This is a genomic window from uncultured Desulfosarcina sp., assembly GCF_963664155.2.
Lineage (GTDB): Bacteria > Desulfobacterota > Desulfobacteria > Desulfobacterales > Desulfosarcinaceae > Desulfosarcina.
Genome location: NZ_CAXXXH010000001.1, coordinates 2,602,848 through 2,622,698 on the forward strand (window position 1 = coordinate 2,602,848; position 19,851 = coordinate 2,622,698).

General features: G+C 54.6%; 22 protein-coding genes. 12 read left to right on the forward strand and 10 right to left on the reverse strand.

Going from position 1 to position 19,851, the window contains the following annotated elements:
- Positions 1-73: 73 nt before the first annotated feature.
- The 6 genes from ACHZBS_RS11880 to ACHZBS_RS11905 all read right to left on the reverse strand — a co-directional run bounded on the left by ACHZBS_RS11880 (position 74) and on the right by ACHZBS_RS11905 (position 6,100).
- Positions 74-316 (reverse strand): hypothetical protein, encoded by a 243-nt coding sequence (locus tag ACHZBS_RS11880; protein ID WP_319406725.1) that lies wholly within the window; start codon positions 314-316, stop codon positions 74-76.
- A 351-nt stretch (positions 317-667) separates the two neighbouring features.
- Complete coding sequence (locus tag ACHZBS_RS11885; RefSeq protein WP_319406726.1) at positions 668-997, reverse strand: antibiotic biosynthesis monooxygenase; 330 nt, start codon at positions 995-997, stop codon at positions 668-670.
- A gap of 48 nt (positions 998-1,045) precedes the next feature.
- Positions 1,046-1,708, reverse strand: a complete 663-nt coding sequence (locus tag ACHZBS_RS11890; RefSeq protein WP_319406727.1) for a DUF1638 domain-containing protein — start codon at positions 1,706-1,708, stop codon at positions 1,046-1,048.
- 9 nt (positions 1,709-1,717) lie between these two features.
- Positions 1,718-3,628, reverse strand: a complete 1,911-nt coding sequence (locus tag ACHZBS_RS11895; RefSeq protein ID WP_319406728.1) for an FAD-dependent oxidoreductase — start codon at positions 3,626-3,628, stop codon at positions 1,718-1,720.
- Positions 3,629-4,114: 486 nt separating this feature from the next.
- Positions 4,115-4,477 carry a thioredoxin gene (trxA, locus tag ACHZBS_RS11900; protein WP_319406729.1) on the reverse strand — a complete coding sequence of 121 codons (363 nt, stop codon included), beginning with the start codon at positions 4,475-4,477 and terminating at the stop codon, positions 4,115-4,117.
- 255 nt (positions 4,478-4,732) lie between these two features.
- Entirely contained in the window at positions 4,733-6,100 is a 1,368-nt protein-coding gene (locus tag ACHZBS_RS11905; RefSeq protein WP_319406730.1) for a sigma 54-interacting transcriptional regulator, read from the reverse strand.
- 255 nt (positions 6,101-6,355) lie between these two features.
- On the opposite strand from ACHZBS_RS11905, the gene ACHZBS_RS11910 reads away from it, so the two are divergent.
- The 12 genes from ACHZBS_RS11910 (at position 6,356) to ACHZBS_RS11965 (ending at position 15,084) form a co-directional block, all read left to right on the forward strand.
- Positions 6,356-6,649 carry a hypothetical protein gene (locus ACHZBS_RS11910; RefSeq protein WP_319406731.1) on the forward strand — a complete coding sequence of 98 codons (294 nt, stop codon included), beginning with the start codon at positions 6,356-6,358 and terminating at the stop codon, positions 6,647-6,649.
- Complete coding sequence (locus tag ACHZBS_RS11915; RefSeq protein ID WP_319406732.1) at positions 6,631-6,885, forward strand: sulfurtransferase TusA family protein; 255 nt, start codon at positions 6,631-6,633, stop codon at positions 6,883-6,885. Before ACHZBS_RS11910 ends, ACHZBS_RS11915 begins: the two co-directional genes overlap by 19 nt.
- 20 nt (positions 6,886-6,905) lie before the next feature.
- Positions 6,906-7,325 (forward strand): hydrogenase iron-sulfur subunit, encoded by a 420-nt coding sequence (locus ACHZBS_RS11920; protein ID WP_319406733.1) that lies wholly within the window; start codon positions 6,906-6,908, stop codon positions 7,323-7,325.
- A 13-nt stretch (positions 7,326-7,338) separates the two neighbouring features.
- Positions 7,339-8,646, forward strand: a complete 1,308-nt coding sequence (locus ACHZBS_RS11925) for a CoB--CoM heterodisulfide reductase iron-sulfur subunit A family protein (protein WP_319406734.1) — start codon at positions 7,339-7,341, stop codon at positions 8,644-8,646.
- A 19-nt stretch (positions 8,647-8,665) separates the two neighbouring features.
- Complete coding sequence (locus tag ACHZBS_RS11930; RefSeq protein WP_319406735.1) at positions 8,666-10,594, forward strand: CoB--CoM heterodisulfide reductase iron-sulfur subunit A family protein; 1,929 nt, start codon at positions 8,666-8,668, stop codon at positions 10,592-10,594.
- A 55-nt stretch (positions 10,595-10,649) separates the two neighbouring features.
- The gene (locus tag ACHZBS_RS11935; RefSeq protein ID WP_319406736.1) at positions 10,650-10,943 is read left to right on the forward strand and encodes a hypothetical protein; all 294 of its coding nucleotides are present in this window, start codon (positions 10,650-10,652) and stop codon (positions 10,941-10,943) included.
- A gap of 27 nt (positions 10,944-10,970) precedes the next feature.
- Positions 10,971-11,273 (forward strand): 4Fe-4S dicluster domain-containing protein, encoded by a 303-nt coding sequence (locus tag ACHZBS_RS11940; RefSeq protein WP_319406737.1) that lies wholly within the window; start codon positions 10,971-10,973, stop codon positions 11,271-11,273.
- Positions 11,274-12,203 (forward strand): (Fe-S)-binding protein, encoded by a 930-nt coding sequence (locus tag ACHZBS_RS11945; RefSeq protein ID WP_319406738.1) that lies wholly within the window; start codon positions 11,274-11,276, stop codon positions 12,201-12,203.
- A 69-nt stretch (positions 12,204-12,272) separates the two neighbouring features.
- Complete coding sequence (locus ACHZBS_RS11950; RefSeq protein WP_319406739.1) at positions 12,273-12,647, forward strand: DsrE family protein; 375 nt, start codon at positions 12,273-12,275, stop codon at positions 12,645-12,647.
- A gap of 77 nt (positions 12,648-12,724) precedes the next feature.
- A complete protein-coding gene (locus ACHZBS_RS11955) occupies positions 12,725-13,426 on the forward strand; it encodes a hypothetical protein (protein WP_319406740.1) in 702 nt (233 codons plus the stop codon).
- Between the two features lie 14 nt (positions 13,427-13,440).
- Positions 13,441-14,160: a methylenetetrahydrofolate reductase C-terminal domain-containing protein gene (locus ACHZBS_RS11960; protein ID WP_319406741.1), complete on the forward strand. Its 720-nt coding sequence runs from the start codon at positions 13,441-13,443 to the stop codon at positions 14,158-14,160.
- A 27-nt stretch (positions 14,161-14,187) separates the two neighbouring features.
- A complete protein-coding gene (locus ACHZBS_RS11965) occupies positions 14,188-15,084 on the forward strand; it encodes a methylenetetrahydrofolate reductase (protein ID WP_319406742.1) in 897 nt (298 codons plus the stop codon).
- Here ACHZBS_RS11965 and cytX read toward each other — a convergent pair whose 3' ends face one another.
- The 4 genes from cytX to ACHZBS_RS11985 form a co-directional block, all read right to left on the reverse strand.
- Positions 15,085-16,353, reverse strand: coding sequence for a putative hydroxymethylpyrimidine transporter CytX (cytX, locus tag ACHZBS_RS11970; RefSeq protein ID WP_319406743.1), 1,269 nt, complete (start codon positions 16,351-16,353; stop codon positions 15,085-15,087).
- Positions 16,353-17,225, reverse strand: a complete 873-nt coding sequence (gene galU / locus ACHZBS_RS11975; protein WP_319406744.1) for a UTP--glucose-1-phosphate uridylyltransferase GalU — start codon at positions 17,223-17,225, stop codon at positions 16,353-16,355. The genes cytX and galU overlap by 1 nt, the downstream gene beginning before the upstream one ends.
- A 72-nt stretch (positions 17,226-17,297) precedes the next feature.
- Entirely contained in the window at positions 17,298-18,359 is a 1,062-nt protein-coding gene (locus ACHZBS_RS11980) for a branched-chain amino acid aminotransferase (protein ID WP_319406745.1), read from the reverse strand.
- 145 nt (positions 18,360-18,504) lie between these two features.
- Complete coding sequence (locus tag ACHZBS_RS11985; protein WP_319406746.1) at positions 18,505-19,602, reverse strand: sn-glycerol-3-phosphate ABC transporter ATP-binding protein UgpC; 1,098 nt, start codon at positions 19,600-19,602, stop codon at positions 18,505-18,507.
- Positions 19,603-19,851 lie beyond the last annotated feature (249 nt).

Below are 19,851 nucleotides of genomic sequence, written 5' to 3' on the forward strand. Positions count from 1 at the left end.
CTTTGGTGATGGTGCGTGCCATTGTTACAACCAACGCGATATCGCAATGTGGCCGATGGAAAACGTACGTATGTCAACGGTACGTTTTCGTATCGGCCAGCGCTGCTTGTTGAACCAACTGGGTAAGTTGGTCGAAATCCTTGGTTCCGGGATCGATTCCCAATGCCAGGGCTTTTTGGAACACGCTTTCGATATCGACGGTATCCGGTTTGGGCGATTCAGTTGCTGGGGACGGGCTTGAACAGGGGGAGATCACCTCCGCGAACCGGATTACATTCCGCAACGCTCTGAATATAAACTGTTTGCGAGTAACCATCTCCAATCCTCGCGGAGCAGGTTGATCCGCTTGATTTTCAAAGCGTTTCGTCCGCTCCCAAACGGTGGTTTGGAAAGATGCGTATTTTTAGCATATGCACAATATGTGCCTTATACTATAGCGGCTGAAATGGCAGGGCGATGAGTTCATCTAAAAAGCAGGCAAAGATGGTTTTGCCTTTGTCCAGAGGCATCCGGATTAACGCGCATCGGGTTTAATTTGCGTATAAATCAAGAACCCGAACGATTGGTGGCCTGGTTGAAAAGGAAAAATTCATGACAGACAGCAAAAAATGCTGACACCTCCGGTTTTTCATTTGGGTTTATTGGTACGATCACCGCAATTAATTTTCTACCGCTTATCGGTATACTCAGGCATAATGCCGCCGACGAGGGGCTCATAGATGCGGTATTTCGTCGCCTCACCGGTGATGGCGTCGATTTTTTTCTGGATGGCCGTGCGCGCCCCGCTGTGAAGCCAGGTGCGCCACTCCTCGACAGACCGCCAGGTGCTTCTCACTAGGTATTCGTCCTCTCCGGGAGGGTCGATACATTTGAGGGTTTCACCGGAGATGTAGCCCGGCTGGGCCAGGGCGAGGGATCGTAAGCGAACGACCAGCGGGGCCAGCGCCGCTTCTTTCTCTTTGACAAACCGTCTTCCGATCAACACCTCGATTGCCATGGGAGGCTCCTTTCATTTTAGGTGGCTCGCAAAAGAACGCAGGCTCGTCTATTTGCTGCCGGCGTTGAGTTTTTCGGCCTGTTCCGTGAGCAGGGACTTAAACCGATCCAGAGTCACCGGGTAGGGAATGATCGGAATTCCCATCCAGTCGGAATATTCCAGAAAATCTTCCGGGTGCTCGGCCATATAGGTGTCCAGGTAGCCCACCCCATCCAGCACCACTGCGCCGCCGCTATGCCTGGGAAAATTTTCGTTGGCCAGCCCCTTGTCCCACCCCTTGAACACCTTGTGGCGAAACTTGATCCAGCCGGGCGTCATCCACCAGACTTTCTCGCCACCGGCCACTTCGTCTGCGATGCGCTGCCGTTCGGCTTCACTGGCGATCATGTCCATGCAGTGGGTGGCATTGATGCGGGCCACGCCCGCCCGCTGTTCGGCAATGATCTGCTGCATGGTGCGGGTGGGTTCGTCGGCATTGACGTAGCAGAACTTGCCGCCGTACACGACCAGAACCTTGTCGGCTTTTTCCCTTGCCCGGCCGATTCGTTCGAGCAACTGGCGCTCCAGTTCATGAATATCCTCGTGAAGTCCCGGTGTGGTGAAAAACAGGTGCTGGGTATCGAGGAAGCCCTCGGATTTGAGATGATTCAGTTCTAGGGAGAGGGTGCCGCAGGAAACGATCGCAATATCGGAAAATGAGATCTCAGCCATGAAATCCTCCTAGTATTTTGAGGCCAGGGCATACCCGGCATGAACAGCCGTGAAAATGTCCATCACGTTTTCGGCGTCGCCGATGACCTCGACGGAGGGCACCGCTTGCGCGATGGCCGGTTCGGGGCCGGGCGCCGAAAGCATTCCCGATGCGAAAATGACCGTATCGAACGGCGCAAGCTCGATGGTTCCCCCGTCTTTTTCCACCACGACCTTGCCGGTTTCGAAGCCCTTGACCGTCGTATGGGGCATCAAGGTCACGTTGCTCATCTGCTCGATTCGCATGAGGGTCAATTTTTTCGTGATCATCTCCATCATGCTGCCGATGGGGTCCGTTCGCTTGGTGGCCGTCACATCGAGGCCGTCTGCGCCGAGTTTTTCCACGATTTCAAGCCCGGTGCGGCCAGCGCCGATGACCAGGACCCGTGGCCCCTTGACCGACTTTGCGCCGCTGAAGTATTCGATAGACGTCATGGCGTATTGGCTGTCGACGCCCTGGATTATCGGGACCTTCTGATGCGCCCCGGTGGCCCAAACCAACAGATCCGGTTTGACATCGGCAACCAGATCCATATCCACGGTCTTGCCGGTCAGCACGGTCTCGGCATTGGCGTTTACGCAAAACGCCAGATGGTCCAGGCCGTCCTGCATCTTCTGTTTGCCCGGTGCCTGCCACGCCAGATTGAACTGCCCGCCAAGCCGCTTTTCCCTTTCGACCAAGGTGACCCGGTGACCGCGTTTGGAAAGGTATAGGGCGGCGCTCATCCCGGCCGGCCCGCCGCCGGCTACCAGAACGTTCATGAGCTTGGACGACTGTTCCAGCACCGGCTGCCCGATTTCCGGATTTACGTTGCAACCGATGGGTTCCCCGTTTTTCACTCGGTGCAGGCATCCCTGCAGACAGTATCCGCAATATCTCACTTCATCGGGTTTTTCAGCTCTCCATTTTTCGATCAGGTCGGGGTCGGCGATCAGGGGGCGGCCCAGGGCGACGAGATCGGCCAGATTTTCGTCGATCACCTGAACGGTTCGGTCAACACGACCCATCCGACCGGCCGCAATCACCGGCAGATTGGTCTGTGTACGTACCCAGGCAAGTGCGTCCATCTGGGGTTTTTCCGGCAAGCGGGCGTGATGGAAATACCATGGCGGACTGAAGCATGCCGACCCCATTCCCACGTGAACGGCATGAATTCCGGAGGATTTGGCCATTTTCAACAGGGGGGCCAGATCATCCGGTGCGATGCCGAAATCCGGGGACATTTCGTTTCCGGAGATGCGCAGAATGAAGGTCAGATCCGGGGCGCCCGCTTTTACCGCAGCCAGAACCTCCTCGGCAAACAACAACCGGTTTTGGCCGTAACGGTCCGTCCGGCGGTTGATTTTGCTGTTGAGAAATTGAGACACCAGGTAGCCGTGGCCAGCCTGGACTTCAATCGCGTCGAATCCGGCGATCACGGCCTTTTCCGCTGCTGATCGATATCCTTCCACAATGCCGCCGATCTCTGTTTCGGTCAGCGGTTCCGAGGATGCGCCGGAGGTCGGACAAGTGAGGGCCGATGGCGCTTTGGGGATGACACCCGTTGCTTTGGGATTGGCCGCGGCACCGGCGTGGTTGAGATGCAGACATGCCAACCGGTTTTTTGCATGGATCACGCCTACGATCTTTTTCAGCTCGTCGGCACTTTCCGGAAGATGGATGCACAGCTGTTTGGGATGTTCCTTGCCCTCCGCCGTGACTGATACGGGTTCGAGAATCAGCAGCCCCGGCCCGTTTTCGGCAATTTGCCCATAGTAGGTCAGATGTCGATCGGTGACATTGCCCTTCGGGGTGCCGTAGGCCGTTTTAATCGGTGGAAAGATGAACCGGTTGGCCAAGGTCAACTTCCCCAAGGTCATTTTTTCAAACAGTCGTTGCATGGTCTGTCTCCTTTTTTGGCATGTAAGGCCGTTAAAGCGATTGAGTCATCAATGGTGTATCTCAATTTTTATGCCAACGGAGGCGTGCATGTCCCACCCTAATCGAGAGACCCCGTCGCTGGACGACAGGATCGTCCCGAAAGACCGTGGCCATGAATGCCGGCATCGTGATAAACGTCCGGTATAGACTTGCGATCAGGGGCAGTAGCTGGCCGGCAAATCGGTCAGGTCGTCAACGTTACCTAAACTTTTTGATGACAGTTTGTAACGTTACTTTAACGATAGTACCGATGGGTTGCCGAAGGATGGAGAACAGGGCCTTTTTAGGGAAGGTTCGTCGCCTCTGCGGGTTTTGAAAATCATTGGTTCGCCGAACTTATCACATCAAGGGTGCCAGATGGGGATGCGTGTAGCCGACTAACATGCATCCCCATCTTCCTCATCGCTGCGGCAAGCCCGGCAATCGCTCAACTTCGGTAGACGAGGCTAGTTGACAATGAACGGCGCCGGCATGGCTTCACCGGCAAGGGCTTTTTTGATCGCATCTTCGAGAACGCCTTGAGAGACCATGCCGGTGATGGAATTGATGCTTTCCCCCCCCTGGAAAATCATCAGGGTGGGGATGGATTTGATGCCATAACGCGCGGCCACGGCGGTGTTGTTGTCGACATCGCATTTTGCGAAAATCATTTGATCTCCGTAAGTTTCCGATAGAGATGCAAAGGCTGGCGCCATGGCTTTGCAGGGGCCGCACCAGGGCGCCCAAAAGTCTACGATGACGGGTTTGGCCTGCTGCAGGACCTGTTGGTCGAACTGGTTCTCTTGGATTTCGATGACAAATTCGGACATGGATCGATTCCTCCGTAATGGTGGTAGTTAGAATCCGGCTGCCTTATAAAGCCTCAGGATGGTTTCATCTTTCGCTTGATAATCCAAAAGTTGTGCCAAAAAGGAAAAGCCCCGACACAATGAGCATGCATTTTCTCGTGTCGAGGCTTCAGGAGGTGAGAGTAAGGTTGAGTGAATCAAAACGGAGGTTTTGATTGGCTTACTCAATCGGATTTTACAGCAAACGATGTGCCAGAACGTTTTCATTTTATGCATTTACAGGTGAATCTTATATTTTTTCATTTGGTTCCATACGCTGGTCCGGGAAATACCCAGCAAGCGGGCGGCTTCAGATTGGTTGCCGGTCGCCTGTTTCAGGGCATCGATCAACCGACGCCGCTTGACATCGTCCAGGCTCTCGGTTTGTGGGCATTGCACACCATTGCAGGACGTAGGCGCAGCGGCAATCTGGGGGGGCAGGTGGTCGGCGTCGATCATGCCACCGGGACAGCTGACAAAAGCAAATTCAAAGGCGCTTTTCAGCTCCCGTGCATTTCCCGGCCAGGGGTAGGCCATCAGATTGTCCATGGCAGTTTTGGAGATGCCGTCCAGCTTTTTGCCGCTTTTCAACAGAATCCGGTTGAAAAATGATCGTGCCAGCAGCGGAATATCTTCGATTCTTTCCCGCAGCGGCGGGACGTGAATCGGAATGACGTTGATCCGGTAGTAAAAATCTTCACGAAAAGTCCCATTGGCGATCAGGTTCGACAGTTGGCGGTTGGTGGCGGAAATGATGCGTACGTCGACATGGATGGAGTGATTGTCGCCCACCCGTTCCACCACCTTTTCTTCCAGCACCCGCAGGAGTTTGACCTGGGTGGAGAGGGGTAGGTCGCCAATTTCATCCAGAAAGATGTCACCTCCGCTGGCGGCTTCGAAACGGCCTTCCCTGCTTTTGTGCGCGCCGGTGTATGCACCTTTCACATGGCCGAACAACTCGCTCTCCAGCAGGGATTCGTTCAAGGCCGCGCAATTGACCTTCACGTATGGCCGGTTGCCGTCGGCACCGGCGTCATGGATGGCTCTGGCAACCATTTCCTTGCCAGTGCCGCTTTCACCATAAATAATAACCGGGGCATCGGATCGGGCGGCGTTGGTAATCAGTTCGAACACTTGCTGCATAGGGCTGCTCACGCCGATCATGCCGTAAAAACGGTCCTCGGCATCCAGTTCCCGGCGGTAGCTTTCAATCTGCGTCTCCTTGGCCATCAGATCGGTGATATCGGTCATGGTCTCGACGGCGCCCGTTACCACACCGCTTTTATCTTTGAGTACAGAGGCATTCTTGAAGATATTAACGATTCGGCCGTCCTTTCGGGTGATGCTGCATTTTTGCCGCCTCAGGTGGCCTTTTTTGAACATGACACACCAGTGGCAACCCTCTTCCCGGCGCGCGATTTCACAGGAAGTGCAGTTGAGCGTGGTGCAGAGTTTCCCCACAATTTCATGCCGGCCGTAGCCGGTGATATCCTCGAACGCCCGGTTGACGGAGATGACAATGCCCTCCGGATTTACGATCATGACGCCGTCCTGGATCGTATCCACAACGGACTTCCAGTAATAGTTCAGGTCAAAAGTGTCCACAATCCCAACTTTTGTTCAAGTTGTAAACAGTTCACATGTCCAGAAAATTAACACATGAACAGTCATCTGCCAATACAAAAAAATGATCAAATTGCTTTTTCCTTTCCCAAAAGCCCACACAACATTTTTAATATATTGATATGATTATGTTTTATTTTTTGTCACCCCACGCTTACCAATTTGGCATCTCCATTGCTCTTCAGAAAACCGTCATCGAACCGTCATCGCCCTCTTTTCGGAGATACAAGAGCCACCATGTTAACCTTCGATCTTCGCGAAACCCTCATTCCCTTCTCCCTGCTGCAGGTCGCCAATGCATTCAAAGAGATGAAGCCAGGCGAAGAGATGGAGATCTTCGCCGGTGCCACTCCCATCGATGCCGCCATCTTGAAGGACGTTCTGCGGATTCTGCCGCAAACCGATTATGACCTGATATTCAGTGAAAACCGGGCGAACGATGATCCGGTCACGCGGCTGATACTAAGGAAAAAGCAGTCATTGAAAACACATAAACAAAAAGGAGATTTATCATGTCGGAAATCGATCTGAGTTCGGTAGAAGTGGCAAGTACAGTAGACGCCAGAGGAAGCGCATGCCCCGGTCCGTTGCTGGAAGCCAAAAAGGGTATCGGCAAGGTCAAGGTCGGCGAAGTGCTTGAAATCTACTCCAACGATTCAGGGACCCGGACCGATATTCCCGCCTGGTCAAAGAAAGTTGGTCACGCATACCTGGGTGTGGTCGGGGCGGATGGGTACGACAGACATTTTGTCAAAAGAAACAAATAGAACAAATAGGCGGAAGCGCTATGGCAGCACATGAAAAGGGCGTAAACCAGGAAAAAATTCTGATTCTGGCCACTGAAAGTTGCGCCTATCCGGGTGCGGATTCCGTGGGACAGGCCCATTCGACCTACCCTGCGAACACCTATATTCTCAGGGTGCGCGCACCGGTTCTTTTTCCGGAACAGTTTTACCTCGATTGTTTTAGAAAAGGAATCGGTGGCATCATCATTATGTCCTGCGGAGAAGAGTGTCCATACGACGGGGCGTATAAGGCCCTCGCCCAACGATTGGACCGGGTTTACAAAATCATGAAAGAAAAAGACCTGGACATTCGTCGATTGCGTCTGACCGCTATCTGCACAGTGTGCAACCGGGCCTTTCTCAATGAGGTCAATCAAATGAACGACCTGGTCAATGAACTGGGGCCGGCAGTTTGCGCCTAAATAGGAGGAATGAATGGATTCCACGCGAGTATTAGCGTTCGACGCACTTGTTGTCGGCGGCGGAATTGCGGGTTTGCAGTCGGCCCTGGATCTGGCGGATCAGGGGTTTCAGGTGGCCCTCGTAGACAAGGATGCATCCATCGGGGGGAAGATGATCCGCCTGTCAAAGGTGTTTCCCACCCTCGATTGCGCCAGCTGCATCACCACCCCTAAAATGGCGGCCGCGGCGCATCACGACAACATCCGTGTGTTTACCTATTGCGATATCGCTTCTCTGGATCGTCAAGCGGACGCCATCGTTGCGTCCGTCACTCAGCGGCCCCGCTATGTCGATGCGCAGAAATGCATCGGCTGCCGGCAGTGCGAGTACACCTGCCCGGTATACGTGGCGGATGAGGAGCAGGGCGGCTTTTCCGCCACAAAGGCCATATCTATTCCGTTTTCCAACGCCATCCCGCAAACGGCGGTATTGGATGTCGAAAGCTGCATGCTCTGCGGCAAATGCGCCAAGGTGTGTCCGACGGAGGCGGTAGACTATTTCCAGCAGCCCGAGGATTTCATCATTCAGGCCAAAACGGCGATTCTGGCTACCGGCTTCGACATCACGCCGCTTGAAAACAAGCGGCAGTATGGCAACGGCAACATTCCCAATGTGATCACGGCCCTTCAGATGGAGCGGCTGCTGGCCCCCCACGGTCCCTATAATCGCGTTTTGCGGCCTTCGGACGGAATGGAGCCGGATTCCATCGCATACATTCAGTGTGCCGGTTCGCGGGACAAGAGCATGGGCATTTCCTATTGTTCCCGGGTGTGCTGCATGTATGCCATCAAGCAGGCCATGCTCCTCTCCGGGTCGCTGCCCCTGGCGGATATCACCATATACTATATGGATATCCGTGCCTTTGGAAAAGGTTACGAACAGTTCTATCAGAATGCCAAAGCCATGGGCATCGATTTCGTCAAAGGCAAAGTGGCCACCATCGGCGAAGGCGAGAACGGATCGGTTGCCTTGCGCTATGAAGCCCAGAACGGCGAAGGGGCGACCACGGTCGATCACGATATGGTGGTGCTCTCGCTGGGAATGGTCCCCGGCTGGAACCCGCAGGGGGTTTGTCCGGTCTCGGCGGATTCTGACCAATTTATCAAAACCATTCAACCCAAGCTGGCCCCCACGCTCACCGACATGGAAGGGGTTTTCGTTGCCGGCGCGGCGGCCGGCCCCAAAGATATTGTCGATACGATTACCGAATCGGGTTCGGCGGCCATGGAAGCGGCCAAGTACCTGGAACAGACCCGTCAATTCCGAAAAGCGGTGGCTTAATCAGTTAGGAGATGCAGGAATGACCGACGAGAAGAAAAGCAACTCGAACCATAAGGCGCCGGGAAAAGTAGGCATCTACATCTGCTACTGCGGCGGAAACATATCGGACCACGTCGATGTGGAGGCGGTGCGTGACCGGGTGGAAAAACTGCCCGGTGTGTCCGTGGCGCGGACCAACATGTTCATGTGTTCGGACCCCGGCCAGGAACTGATCATGGAAGATCTGAAAAACGGTACCGTCAACCGGGTCGTGGTGGCTTCCTGCGCGCCCAGTCTCCATGAAACCACCTTTCGCAACACCCTGCTCCGTGCCGGCATGAATCCCTATGTATACGATCATGCCAACATCCGCGAACAGGTCAGCTGGGTCCATCACGGACAAGCGGCCACCGATAAGGCCACCCGCCTGGTTTCGGCAGCCGCCGCCAAGGCCGAGCAACTCACGCCCCTGGACCCGATTCGTGTGGAGGCCAAGTCTCACGCGGCGGTTATCGGCGGCGGCATCGCAGGTCTTCGAGCGGCCAAGGATTTGGCCGAGCGGGGAATCACCGTCACGCTGATCGAGAAATCCCCGTTCTTAGGCGGTCAATTGGCCCGTCTGGATCGGATTGCCCCTACCGGAGATCGTGCGGAAGATTTGGTGAAGGACCTTGCCGGACAGGTTCTGGCCAATTCGAAAATTATCGTTCACACCTGCTCGGTCGTTGCGCATTTCGAGGGGTATGTCGGAAACTTTGTGCTCGGTGTTAACAAGCAGCCGCCGACATTCCTGCCGGGAGAAGATAAAAACAAGCCGGGCAGCCTGGACGGGGTCAACCCGGGTGACTATGTGCCTTTTTCCGGCGTATACCCGAATCCGGTTCCTGCGGAAGCTGAAACCCTCACCATCGAGGCCGGTGTCATCGTGCTGGCCACCGGGTTTAAATCCTACGTGCCGCGCCGCGGCGAGTTCGGTTACCGAGACTTTAAGGAAGTCATCACCCTGACCGACTTGATTCAGATCCTGGCCGAGACGTCCGCAGATGGAGGCCGACTCACCGTGGACGGCAGAAAAATCAGAAGCATTGCCATGATTCACTGTGTCGGCAGCCGCCAAATTCCGGGGATCCACCCCGAAGACGAGTCCGGCAATTTGAACGAATACTGTTCGCGTACCTGCTGCTCGGCCACCCTCAATGCGGCCAATATCATCCGGAAAACCTATCCCGGCACCAGTGTCTACGAGTTCTATCGGGATATCCGGACCTACGGCCGCGGCCAGGAAGATCTGTACAATGACGCCGCCAAAAACAAGGTGGTCTTTTTGCGGTATGAGGCGGAAGATGCTCCCCAGGTTGTTGAAAACCGGGATTCCAGCGACTATCCGCTGCGGGTCCGCGTCCATGACACCCTGACTTTCGGAGAGGAAGTCGACGTGCCTGCGGATCTAGTGGTGCTGGCGACGGGCATGGAACCCGCCGGCATCCCCGAGTTGGTGGAAATGATGAAGCTGCCGGTGGGTACGGACCGTTTCTTGCTGGAAGTCCATCCGAAGCTGCGCCCGGTGGAACTGCCCCAGGCGGGAATATTGCTGGCCGGCACCTGTCAGGCCCCTATGGATGTCGGCGAGGCATGCAACGGTGCGGGTAGTGCGGCGGTGAAGGCTGCAGCGCTTCTGGGCCGTGGTTATGTGGAACTGGACCCGTTCGTCGCCGAAGTCGATGCGGCCAAATGCAATGGAAGCGGAGCCTGCGTGGAGGCCTGTCTGGTTGACGGCGCCCTGCGCATGGTGGAGACATCCGTGGATGGCCGGACGGTGCAACGCGCCGAAGTAACCCCGGCGATGTGCGCGGGGTGCGGCGCATGCGTGGCGGTCTGCTCGCAAAACGCCATCGACATCAACGGCTGGACCCTAAAACAGTATGAGGCCATGGTCGACCGGATTGTTGCCGCCGATGTGGCGGCTTAGTTCATGACCCATATTTCGCGGGATCAAGTAACTCCTTAAATAAAAAGGCAAGGCAATGACTTCACCCGAGCAGGACAAGCAAGCTGAGAAAGCGGTCATGAAAAAGCTCCGCGAAGAACGGGCTCCCTTTATCAAATCGGCCTCGGCCAAAATGCAAATTCAGAAAAAGAAGATACAGGCCATTAAGGATCAACTCAAGGATGGGGCCCAAACGATTCCTGCCATAGCCGCGGCAACTGGTGGCACCACGGCGGAAACACTCTGGTACGTGGCTAGTCTTAAAAAATACGGGGAAATCAAGGAAGCGCAAAAAGACGGCGGCTATTTCAAGTACGAACTGGCCAAGTGAAAACAGGGACGCCCCTGGGAGGAAAATATGACACTGGTAAACCCGGAGTTTGCACAGGACCTAGCAAAACATGGGAACGAGACAGCGCTTGAGTGTTTCAACTGCGGTACCTGTGCGGCGATCTGCCCGTTGGTCTATGAACACTTTCCACGCCGGATGATCCGCTATATCCAGCTTGGCGCGAAAGATCGAATTCTGGAAAATGCTCAGGAACTCTGGCGTTGCCTGCACTGCGGACTTTGCACCCAAACCTGTCCGCGAGGGGCGGATCCCGGGGAAGTCATTCTGGGGTTAAAACGCTATGTCGTTGCCGACTGGAGGAGGTCTTAAATGCTTAACCCCAAAGATATTATCGATCTGATTGCCGACAACCTGAGAAAAACAAAAAATCCGTTCGGCATTCCCAGATTCGCCGTTAACAATTGGTGGAAGAAAGCCAACGTCCCCCAACAGGGAGATGCCCTGCTGTTTACCGGATTGATGTACCAATTCGTTCCCTACATCGAAACGTCGACCGCCTATCTGGCCCGCGTCGAGGACACCCGTTGGGCCGACTACCTCAAGTACGGCAAATATATTCCCAAACTGTTGTCCGGCTTAGGCCTGGCGGCCATAACCCCGGGGCGGGAAAAAAAGAAATTTAACGGCATCCTGATGGATATTGCCGAGATTCTGACCAAGTCCAGGGTGGATTTCTATTACGACCCCCGCCTGGACGATTACAGCGGTGTCCTGCTGTACGACCTCGGCGACCAGGATGGTTTTGTGCAGCACGCCAGATACGTGGCCGCCAAGCTCAAACAAAACGGCGTTAAAAAATTGATCACCGTGGATCCCCATACCACCTATGCCCTGAAAATTCTCTTTCCCAAATATACGGGGGTCAGTTTCGAGGTTTACACCTATTTCGAATTGTTGAATCTGACGTCGAAAAACGGCCACAGAAAGATTGCGTTGCACGATCCCTGTTTTTACGGGCGATACCTGGAGTTGTCCGACGTTCCAGCCAGAGTGCTTGCCAGCGTGGATATCGAATGTGCACCCATAGCAAGCTCGGGACGCTTTACCAACTGCTGCGGGGGACCGGCCGAATCCATATCGCCCAAACTTTCCACGGAGGTGGGCTCGCGGCGAATTGCCGAACTGGAAAAATCCAACGATCCCATCGTTGCCATGTGTCCCATCTGCCTGGGCAACCTGAGGAAGGCCGGTGCCGAGGTGGAGGATCTGTCGACGGTTCTTGCCCGCCAGGCAAAATAGCAAGTGCCCCGGTATCATATGGGAACAGTATAAAATAGAATTCAAATTCAATTGAAAAGGAGTTGGAACATGTCTGAAAAACAAGAGAAAATCCTTTACGTGTGCACCTGCGGAAAAGACCGGTCCGAGACCGCCCATATGCCTTTTGTGCTGGCCAATGCAGCCTTGGCAATGGATGTCCAGGCTACCATCGTGCTGAATGGGGAAGGTGTCACCCTCGCTAAAAAGGGTTACGCCGAAACCATGCCTCCCGGAGGCGGGTTTCCCCCCATTAAAAAGCTGGTGGACGATTTTATGGAGCTGGGTGGAAAGATGTGGGTTTGCGGCCCGTGTATCAAAGTACGTGAGATCGACGAAGCGGACCTGATTGAAGGGGCTACCATCACGGCCGCAGGGGCGGTTAATGTGGAAGCCCTGGAAGCCGATGCGGTGTTCGTCTTCTAACGCAAGGGGCCTGTGGTTATTGGCCGCATGAAAACAACCCGTAACAGACCACCTAAAACGAAAAAGTGAGGCGCGCCATGGAACTGGCAACCCCAAACATCCTGCCCCATCGCGTAACCGATTTGATTTCCTTTAAAAATCGTGGCGTATCAGTTTCGGCCAGGGTGTCATTTGAAATCCTGCCGGTCGATTTCGACCACCGCGACAACCCGTTTCAGGCCTATATCTTCCTCAGCCGGTATACCGGTGATATTGATGGACAGGAATACGTGTTCAGGAAGTGCTATGCGCGAGGCTGCCCCAACAACCTGTGCCCCCATGTTTCCCAGGCCGTTATGATTGCCAACCGATATTTGCAGCGGGACTATCGCCGGATGGAAGACGCGGGAATCGAGGTCGAGAAAAACCTTTTTACCCTCGAAGAGATGATGGTCAAGTTCGATACCAGCCACCAGGCACATGGCTCGGTGATGGCCATTTACGACTATATCAACCTGGCCCGCGAAGGCACAGATGTGTCGGTGGAAATACAACTGGAATACGTGCCGGCGGTGGAGCATTTTGCAAGCCATAAAAATGCACAAATTTTTCTAATGGCCGATTTCAAAATTGCATGCCTTGGAAAAACCAGCCATGTCGAACGCTGCCTGGCCTGCTACCCAAAAGAAAAAGAAGAAGAAAAATCGCAAACGATGGAAATTGCCAATGACCGCTTGAAGCTTCTTTATGAGGAGTTTGAACGCGCATCCGTAAAATTCGGGCAACGCTTTTTTCAATAAGAGGGGGACCATTCATGCATGCTACCATACAAAAAAAAATTGAAGAGATTGTCGGCTACATCAGACCCGGAGAAAAGGTGTTTGTTGTCGGCTGCAACAACTGCGCCTGGAAATGTCATTCCGGCGGACAGGACGAAACTGAAAAAATGGCCGAACGGCTGACCCGCCGAGGGATCGACGTTGTGGGATATACGGTTCCAGGCCCCCAGGGCATGTCCCTGTGCAAGCTGGACCACACCCGTAAAGTGCTTCAGGAGGATTATACTGAGCAGGTGAACCAAGCGGACAGTTTTCTGGTCCTGGGTTGCGGGCAGGGGGTTCACACGGTCATCGACGCAACCGATGGCGGCATGGTGCACCCGGGCTGCGATACCATTTTCGGCGGCGAAACCGTTTCCGAATCCGATATCGAAGAGTACTGCTCCCTGTGCGGCGATTGTGTGATTGAATTTACCGGCGGCCTGTGTCCCATGACCCTGTGCTCCAAGCAGCTCTTGAACGGGCCGTGCGGCGGTGCCGAAAAGGGTATGTGCGAAGTGGACAAGGAGCGTCCTTGCGGATGGGTCATGATCTATGAACGGCTCAAGAAGCTGGGACGGCTGGAACTGCTTAATCCGTATCAAAAACCTAAAAATCATGCCAGGTGGAGCCGCCCCCGCACCCTTAAGGTCAGCGCAACCGAAGCTACTTTTTGTTCCCAGGCCGGCAGGGTCACGGTCAGCAACCAAGATTAATCACCAGCGGAAAGAAGGAAATACTCAATGAAATTAACCAATTTGTTCGATAAAGGTGAATTTGTGGTGACCGGCGAGGTAGGCCCGATCAAAGGCGCCGTGAACCGCGACAAAAACATCGACCCCCTTTGCACCCAGGAGGCCAAATATCTGCAGGGCTGGGTGCATGCCGTCAATGTGACCGACAACCAGTCCGCCGTGATGCGGTTAGGATCGCTGGCCGCCAGTGTCGGTTTAAAGCAAAAAGGTGTCGAGCCGGTATATCAGCTCACCTGCCGGGACCGCAATCGCATCGCCTTGCAGAGCGATCTGCTCACCGCCTATTCATTGGGCATCGACAACGTGTTGCTGCTTACCGGCGATCATATCCAACTCGGCGACCACAAGGAAGCCAAACCGGTTTTCGATCTGGACTCTGTGCAGCTCATCGACATGGCCATGGGACTGCGCAGGGGACATGACATCACCGGCAATCCCATTGAAAATCCGCCGGACATGGCTTATGGCGCCGTGGTCAATCCCAATTTCGAACCCTTGGACCTCCAATTAATGAAAATGAAAAAGAAAGTCGATGCCGGCGCCGAATTTTTCCAGACCCAGGCGGTTTATGATCGCAAGATTTTCGAAACCTTCATAAACAAGGCGTCGAAGTTGAACGTACCCATCCAGGTGGGGCTGGTGGTGCTCAAATCCCCGCAGATGGGGAAATTCATGAATGCCAATGTTTCCGGAATCGAGGTCCCCCAGCGCTGGATCGATGAAATCGGCAGCGTGGAAAAAGAAGACCGCAAGATGAAAGCGGCTGAGATGATGGGGAAATTCCTGGCTGAGATCAAACACATGGTTCAGGGGGTACACCTGATGCCGTTGGGGTGGGCCGATATCGTTCCCAAAATTTTGCAGGAGGCACGGATCGCGATTTAATCAGTCTCCGGTGTCCCGTGTCATGAAATAGTAGATCAGGCCGGCCACCAGCATGGAGGGAATCGACCCGCCGACAGGATATTTCATCAGGGCGATAACCTCGAAGGTTACAAACCCAGCCGCCCAGGCCACCGCTGCGGTGATATTGACGCCTTTGTAATACCAGTAAGGCCCGCCGACGGTGTCGATGGATTCGATCTGCAACTTGCCTTTACGCAGCAGGAAATAGTCAGTAAGCACCACCCCGAACAGCGGCATAAACATGGCACCGATGAAGAGCAGGAAGTTTTCATACTGCTCCATGGGAAACACCAAGGCAACCACGATGGACAGAAGCCCAGCCATCCACATGACGGTGTTGGCCTTAATTTTCTGTGAAATGTTCATCATGGAGCAGGTGGCCGAATAGATATCCGGAAAATCGGAGGTAATCGTGGAAAAGACCACCATGATGAGTGCCGGAACCGCAAACCCGATTTTTCCCATGGTCTGAAGAATAAGTGCGCCCGGGTCCGTTTCACCGGTCACTAACGTGGCCATCAGGCCCAACAGATACATCCAGGAAGAAACGATAAAATAGCCCCACCAGGTGTTCCAAAAGGCCGGCGCGCTTTTTTTGGAAAAGCGGGAGTAGTCAGCCACCAGGGGCATCCAGGATATGGGCATGGCGATTACCAGGTCGAGGCCGATCATAAACGGCATCGGTTCGGTTTTGGCTGCCGCCACCCCGCCGCCAAACTCACCAAGGGAGACCCAACTCATCAGGACAATTACCAGCAGCAGGGCGATCACCGCGGCGGTTTGCAGTATTTTCCAGATCGATTTACCGGTTCCCAGGGCCCACAGCAGGGTTCCCATGCCGATCAGCACGATCCAGAACTGGCTGGAAGCCAGCAGCCCTCCAAAGGGTTTTCCCAGCATGGCACCGGCCTGGCCGCCGATGATCAGCATGATGGAGGCCCAGCCGATGAGCTGGATGATGTTCAGGAGCGCAGGCAGGTTGGAACCACGGATACCAAAGGCGGGCCGCACCGAAACCATTGAGATGATGCCGTACTGCGAACCGATGACGCCCCCCAAGGACATCAAGGTGTTGCCGATCATATGGCCCAGAATGATGGCCCAAAGGCCGGCCCAAAATCCCATGGGGGCCAGAAAACCGCCGGCCCAGATTTCGGCCAGAGAAATCGCCACTCCAGCCCACAAGAGAAAAAAATCGATGCCGCCGAGATTCCTTTCCGAGACGGCAATTGGCCTGATATCCATCATTAATACTTTTTAATCAGATCGCGGATAAAGGGCAGCAGTTGCTCCCGCATGTCCGGCCGGTCCAGGGAAAAAGCCAGGTTGGCCATCTGGAAGCCCGCCTTGTTGCCGCAATCGAATCGGGTACCCTGGTAGCGGTAACCGTAAATATCCTGGGTTTTGAGCAGCCGGGCCATGGCATCGGTGATCTGGATTTCACCGCCGGCGCCCATCTCTTTGCCCTCCAGAATGGAGAAAATTTCCGGGGTCAGGATATACCGGCCGATGATGGCCAGGTTGGACGGCGCCTCTTCCGTTGCCGGTTTTTCCACCAAACCCCGAATTTTGGTGATGCTGTTAACTAGCGGGTCGGCATCCAGGATGCCGTACTTGCTGGTGTCTTTCGGGTCCACTTCAACGACCGAGACGATTGAGGATTGCAGCGCGTCGAATTTTTCCATCATCTGCTTTAACACCGGTGTTTCAGCCTTGATTAAATCGTCTGCCAGCAGAACCGCAAAGGGTTCTTTGCCCACGATGTTTCGGGCACACCAGATGGCATGGCCCAGTCCCAACGGCTGGTTCTGGCGGGTGTAGATAATGGAGCCGGAATCGGGGATCAGGGAGTGAAGCTCTTTCAACTGCGCGTCCTTGCCCCGGGCCATGAGCATGTGCTCCAGTTCGCAGGTGTGGTCGAAATGGTTCTCGATGGCCGCTTTTCCGGCGCCGGTGACGAAAATGATCTCCTTGATGCCCGAGGCGTAGGCCTCTTCCACGGCGTACTGGATCAGGGGTTTGTCCACAATGGGAAGCATCTCCTTGGCCATGGCCTTGGTGGCCGGCAGAAACCGGGTACCTAGACCGGCGACGGGAAAAACGGCTTTTCTGACTTTCATAAATCCTCCCTGGTTGAGAAAATGTGCCTCCGTGCGTCAGCGGTCACTCGGAAAATCCAGCTGCCTAACCAATCAGACCGTCTCCACCCAGCCCCGGGGACCCTCCATGGTGCCGTCCTGGATGTCCTGAATGGCCCGGAAAAATTTGTGGGCAATCGGGCCGACCTGACCGTCGCCGACGGTGATGACCGTGTCTTCGTACTTCAGTTCACCCACCGGAGAGATGACCGCGGCGGTGCCGGAACCGAAAATTTCCTTCAGTTGACCCGAGGCGTGGGCATCGATCACTTCGTCGATGCTGATCTTTCTTTCGGATACCTTCATGCCCCACGATCGTCCCAAGTGGATCACCGAATCGCGGGTGATGCCGGGCAGGATGCTGCCCGAGAGCATGGGCGTAATCAACTCGTCGCCGATGACGAAAAAGATGTTCATGGCGCCGACTTCTTCCACATACTTTTGCTCCACACCGTCCAGCCACAGCACCTGGGTGTAGCCGGCCTTGTGGGCCTTGTCGCCGGCAAGCAGGCTGGCCGCATAGTTGCCCATGGTTTTGGTGTCGCCCACACCGCCGCGTACGGCCCGCACATGTTCTTTGGTGACCATTATCTTTACCGGGTTGAACCCTTCGGCGTAGTAGGCCCCCACCGGACTGAGAATGATGAAGAACCGGTAGGTAAAAGACGCACGGACGCCCAGGAAGGGGTCGGTAGCAATAATGGTGGGGCGGATGTAAAGCGAGGTTCCCGGAGCGCTGGGTATCCAGTCCTTTTCGACGGTGAGCAGCTGCTTGAGCGCATCAAGGGCAAAGGTTTCGTCTATTTCGGGAATGCAGAGCTTACGGTTGGACGCATTGAGGCGCTTGAAGTTCTCCTGTGGTCGGAACAGTTGAACGCCTCCCTGCTTGTTGCGGTAGGCCTTTAGCCCCTCGAACACGCCTTGACCGTAATGAAGGACCATGGTGGAGGGCGCCATCACCAATGGGGCGTAAGGCTCGACCCGGGGGTTGTGCCATCCCTTTTCAACGCTGTAATCCATGTTGAACATATGGTCGGTGAAGATGGTTCCAAACCCCAACTTGTTTTCATCCGGCTTGGCTTTCAGCTGCCCGGCTTTGGTGATGGTCACTTGCATGATGGGTCCTCCTCGGTGAATGAGACAGTCTTGGTTGGGCGTCCGGATCAAGGAAACGAAAATAAATTAAACCAGTTCAGGAAAATTACAGACGGACAAACATACCCGTTATTGATACACTTATTTTGCCCATGAATCAATACAATCAGTAAATGGAGCGGGTGGTGCTTGCATCGAACAGATGCAAGTGATTCAGGTTCATGGCCATGCGCAATTGCTGGCCGGTTTTAAAGATTCTGCGGCCCTCGCTTTTGACAATAAAAGTGATGCCTTTAAAATTCATATGCATGTGGGTTTCCCCGCCGAGGGGCTCGACTACCTCCACCGTGCCGTCCAGCTTCCATTCGTCGGGATAATTGCCGTTGCCGTTATCCACGGTAAAATCCTCGGTGCGCAGACCCATGATCACGTCCGTCTCTTCCCGGAGGTTCATGCCTGCCTTATCGGGAATGGGCACGCTAAGTTCGTCATTCAACCGGATCGTCAGGGCCTCGTTGATCTTGACGATGCGGGCGGGAACAAGGTTCATGGGCGGGCTGCCGATAAAGCCGGCGACGAAGGTGTTCGCCGGGTTCTGAAACAGCTCGATGGGCTGGCCCACCTGCTCGATGTTCCCGTCGCGCATCACTACGATGCGGTCGGCCAGGGTCATGGCTTCCACCTGGTCGTGGGTGACGTAGATGACTGTAGACTGGACTTTTTGGTGCAGCCGTTTGATTTCAACACGCATCTGGGTCCTCAGTTTGGCATCCAGGTTGGACAGGGGCTCGTCGAATAGAAAGACAGCCGGTTTGCGAACGATGGCACGGCCCATGGCCACCCGCTGCCGCTGCCCGCCGGAGAGCTCGTGGGGCTTGCGATGCAACAAATCTTCCAGTCCCAGAATGGCGGCCGCTTCGTTGACCCGTTGGAGAATTTCCGCCTTGGGGGTTTTGCTCAGCGTCAACCCGAAGCTCATGTTGCCGAAGACGTTCATGTGGGGATAGAGTGCGTAGTTCTGAAAGACCATGGCCACGTCCCGGTCCTTGGGTGCCACGTCATTAACTATCCGATCACCGATGCTGACCGTGCCGGAGGTGATTCTCTCCAAGCCGGCGACCATGCGCAGGACGGTGGATTTACCGCAGCCGGAAGGGCCCACCAGCACCACGAACTCCTTGTCGGTGATGTCCAGGCTGATGCCATGGACCACTTCGGTTTTACCGAACTTTTTAACGATGTCCTTAATAATGACCTGTGCCATGAAGAGCCTATCCTGAAATGTGGGTTGTAGTCGTGAAAAATGACCATGCTTTTCCGGTTCAAGTCAAGCACTCTTTATGCGGCAGGGATAATTTTCCAAACCAACCAGGTATGACCCGTCAATCTGCGTTGATATTTTAATAAATGCTTGACTCGTGAGAGGGAACCCATTACTCTAGTTTTATCTCGGGCGGAGATATCATCTTTTCTATCTATTTCAAACCGTTACATAAAATTGGGAGGAGCGTGC

Coding starts and splice junctions, on each gene's coding strand:
- ACHZBS_RS11880 (WP_319406725.1), bottom strand. CDS start 316: ATGGTTACTCGCAAACAGTTTATATTCAGAGCGTTGCGGAATGTAATC.
- ACHZBS_RS11885 (WP_319406726.1), bottom strand. CDS start 997: ATGGCAATCGAGGTGTTGATCGGAAGACGGTTTGTCAAAGAGAAAGAA.
- ACHZBS_RS11890 (WP_319406727.1), bottom strand. CDS start 1,708: ATGGCTGAGATCTCATTTTCCGATATTGCGATCGTTTCCTGCGGCACC.
- ACHZBS_RS11895 (WP_319406728.1), bottom strand. CDS start 3,628: ATGCAACGACTGTTTGAAAAAATGACCTTGGGGAAGTTGACCTTGGCC.
- trxA (WP_319406729.1), bottom strand. CDS start 4,477: ATGTCCGAATTTGTCATCGAAATCCAAGAGAACCAGTTCGACCAACAG.
- ACHZBS_RS11910 (WP_319406731.1), top strand. CDS start 6,356: ATGTTAACCTTCGATCTTCGCGAAACCCTCATTCCCTTCTCCCTGCTG.
- ACHZBS_RS11915 (WP_319406732.1), top strand. CDS start 6,631: ATGTCGGAAATCGATCTGAGTTCGGTAGAAGTGGCAAGTACAGTAGAC.
- ACHZBS_RS11920 (WP_319406733.1), top strand. CDS start 6,906: ATGGCAGCACATGAAAAGGGCGTAAACCAGGAAAAAATTCTGATTCTG.
- ACHZBS_RS11925 (WP_319406734.1), top strand. CDS start 7,339: ATGGATTCCACGCGAGTATTAGCGTTCGACGCACTTGTTGTCGGCGGC.
- ACHZBS_RS11930 (WP_319406735.1), top strand. CDS start 8,666: ATGACCGACGAGAAGAAAAGCAACTCGAACCATAAGGCGCCGGGAAAA.
- ACHZBS_RS11935 (WP_319406736.1), top strand. CDS start 10,650: ATGACTTCACCCGAGCAGGACAAGCAAGCTGAGAAAGCGGTCATGAAA.
- ACHZBS_RS11940 (WP_319406737.1), top strand. CDS start 10,971: ATGACACTGGTAAACCCGGAGTTTGCACAGGACCTAGCAAAACATGGG.
- ACHZBS_RS11945 (WP_319406738.1), top strand. CDS start 11,274: ATGCTTAACCCCAAAGATATTATCGATCTGATTGCCGACAACCTGAGA.
- ACHZBS_RS11950 (WP_319406739.1), top strand. CDS start 12,273: ATGTCTGAAAAACAAGAGAAAATCCTTTACGTGTGCACCTGCGGAAAA.
- ACHZBS_RS11955 (WP_319406740.1), top strand. CDS start 12,725: ATGGAACTGGCAACCCCAAACATCCTGCCCCATCGCGTAACCGATTTG.
- ACHZBS_RS11960 (WP_319406741.1), top strand. CDS start 13,441: ATGCATGCTACCATACAAAAAAAAATTGAAGAGATTGTCGGCTACATC.
- ACHZBS_RS11965 (WP_319406742.1), top strand. CDS start 14,188: ATGAAATTAACCAATTTGTTCGATAAAGGTGAATTTGTGGTGACCGGC.
- cytX (WP_319406743.1), bottom strand. CDS start 16,353: ATGATGGATATCAGGCCAATTGCCGTCTCGGAAAGGAATCTCGGCGGC.
- galU (WP_319406744.1), bottom strand. CDS start 17,225: ATGAAAGTCAGAAAAGCCGTTTTTCCCGTCGCCGGTCTAGGTACCCGG.
- ACHZBS_RS11980 (WP_319406745.1), bottom strand. CDS start 18,359: ATGCAAGTGACCATCACCAAAGCCGGGCAGCTGAAAGCCAAGCCGGAT.
- ACHZBS_RS11985 (WP_319406746.1), bottom strand. CDS start 19,602: ATGGCACAGGTCATTATTAAGGACATCGTTAAAAAGTTCGGTAAAACC.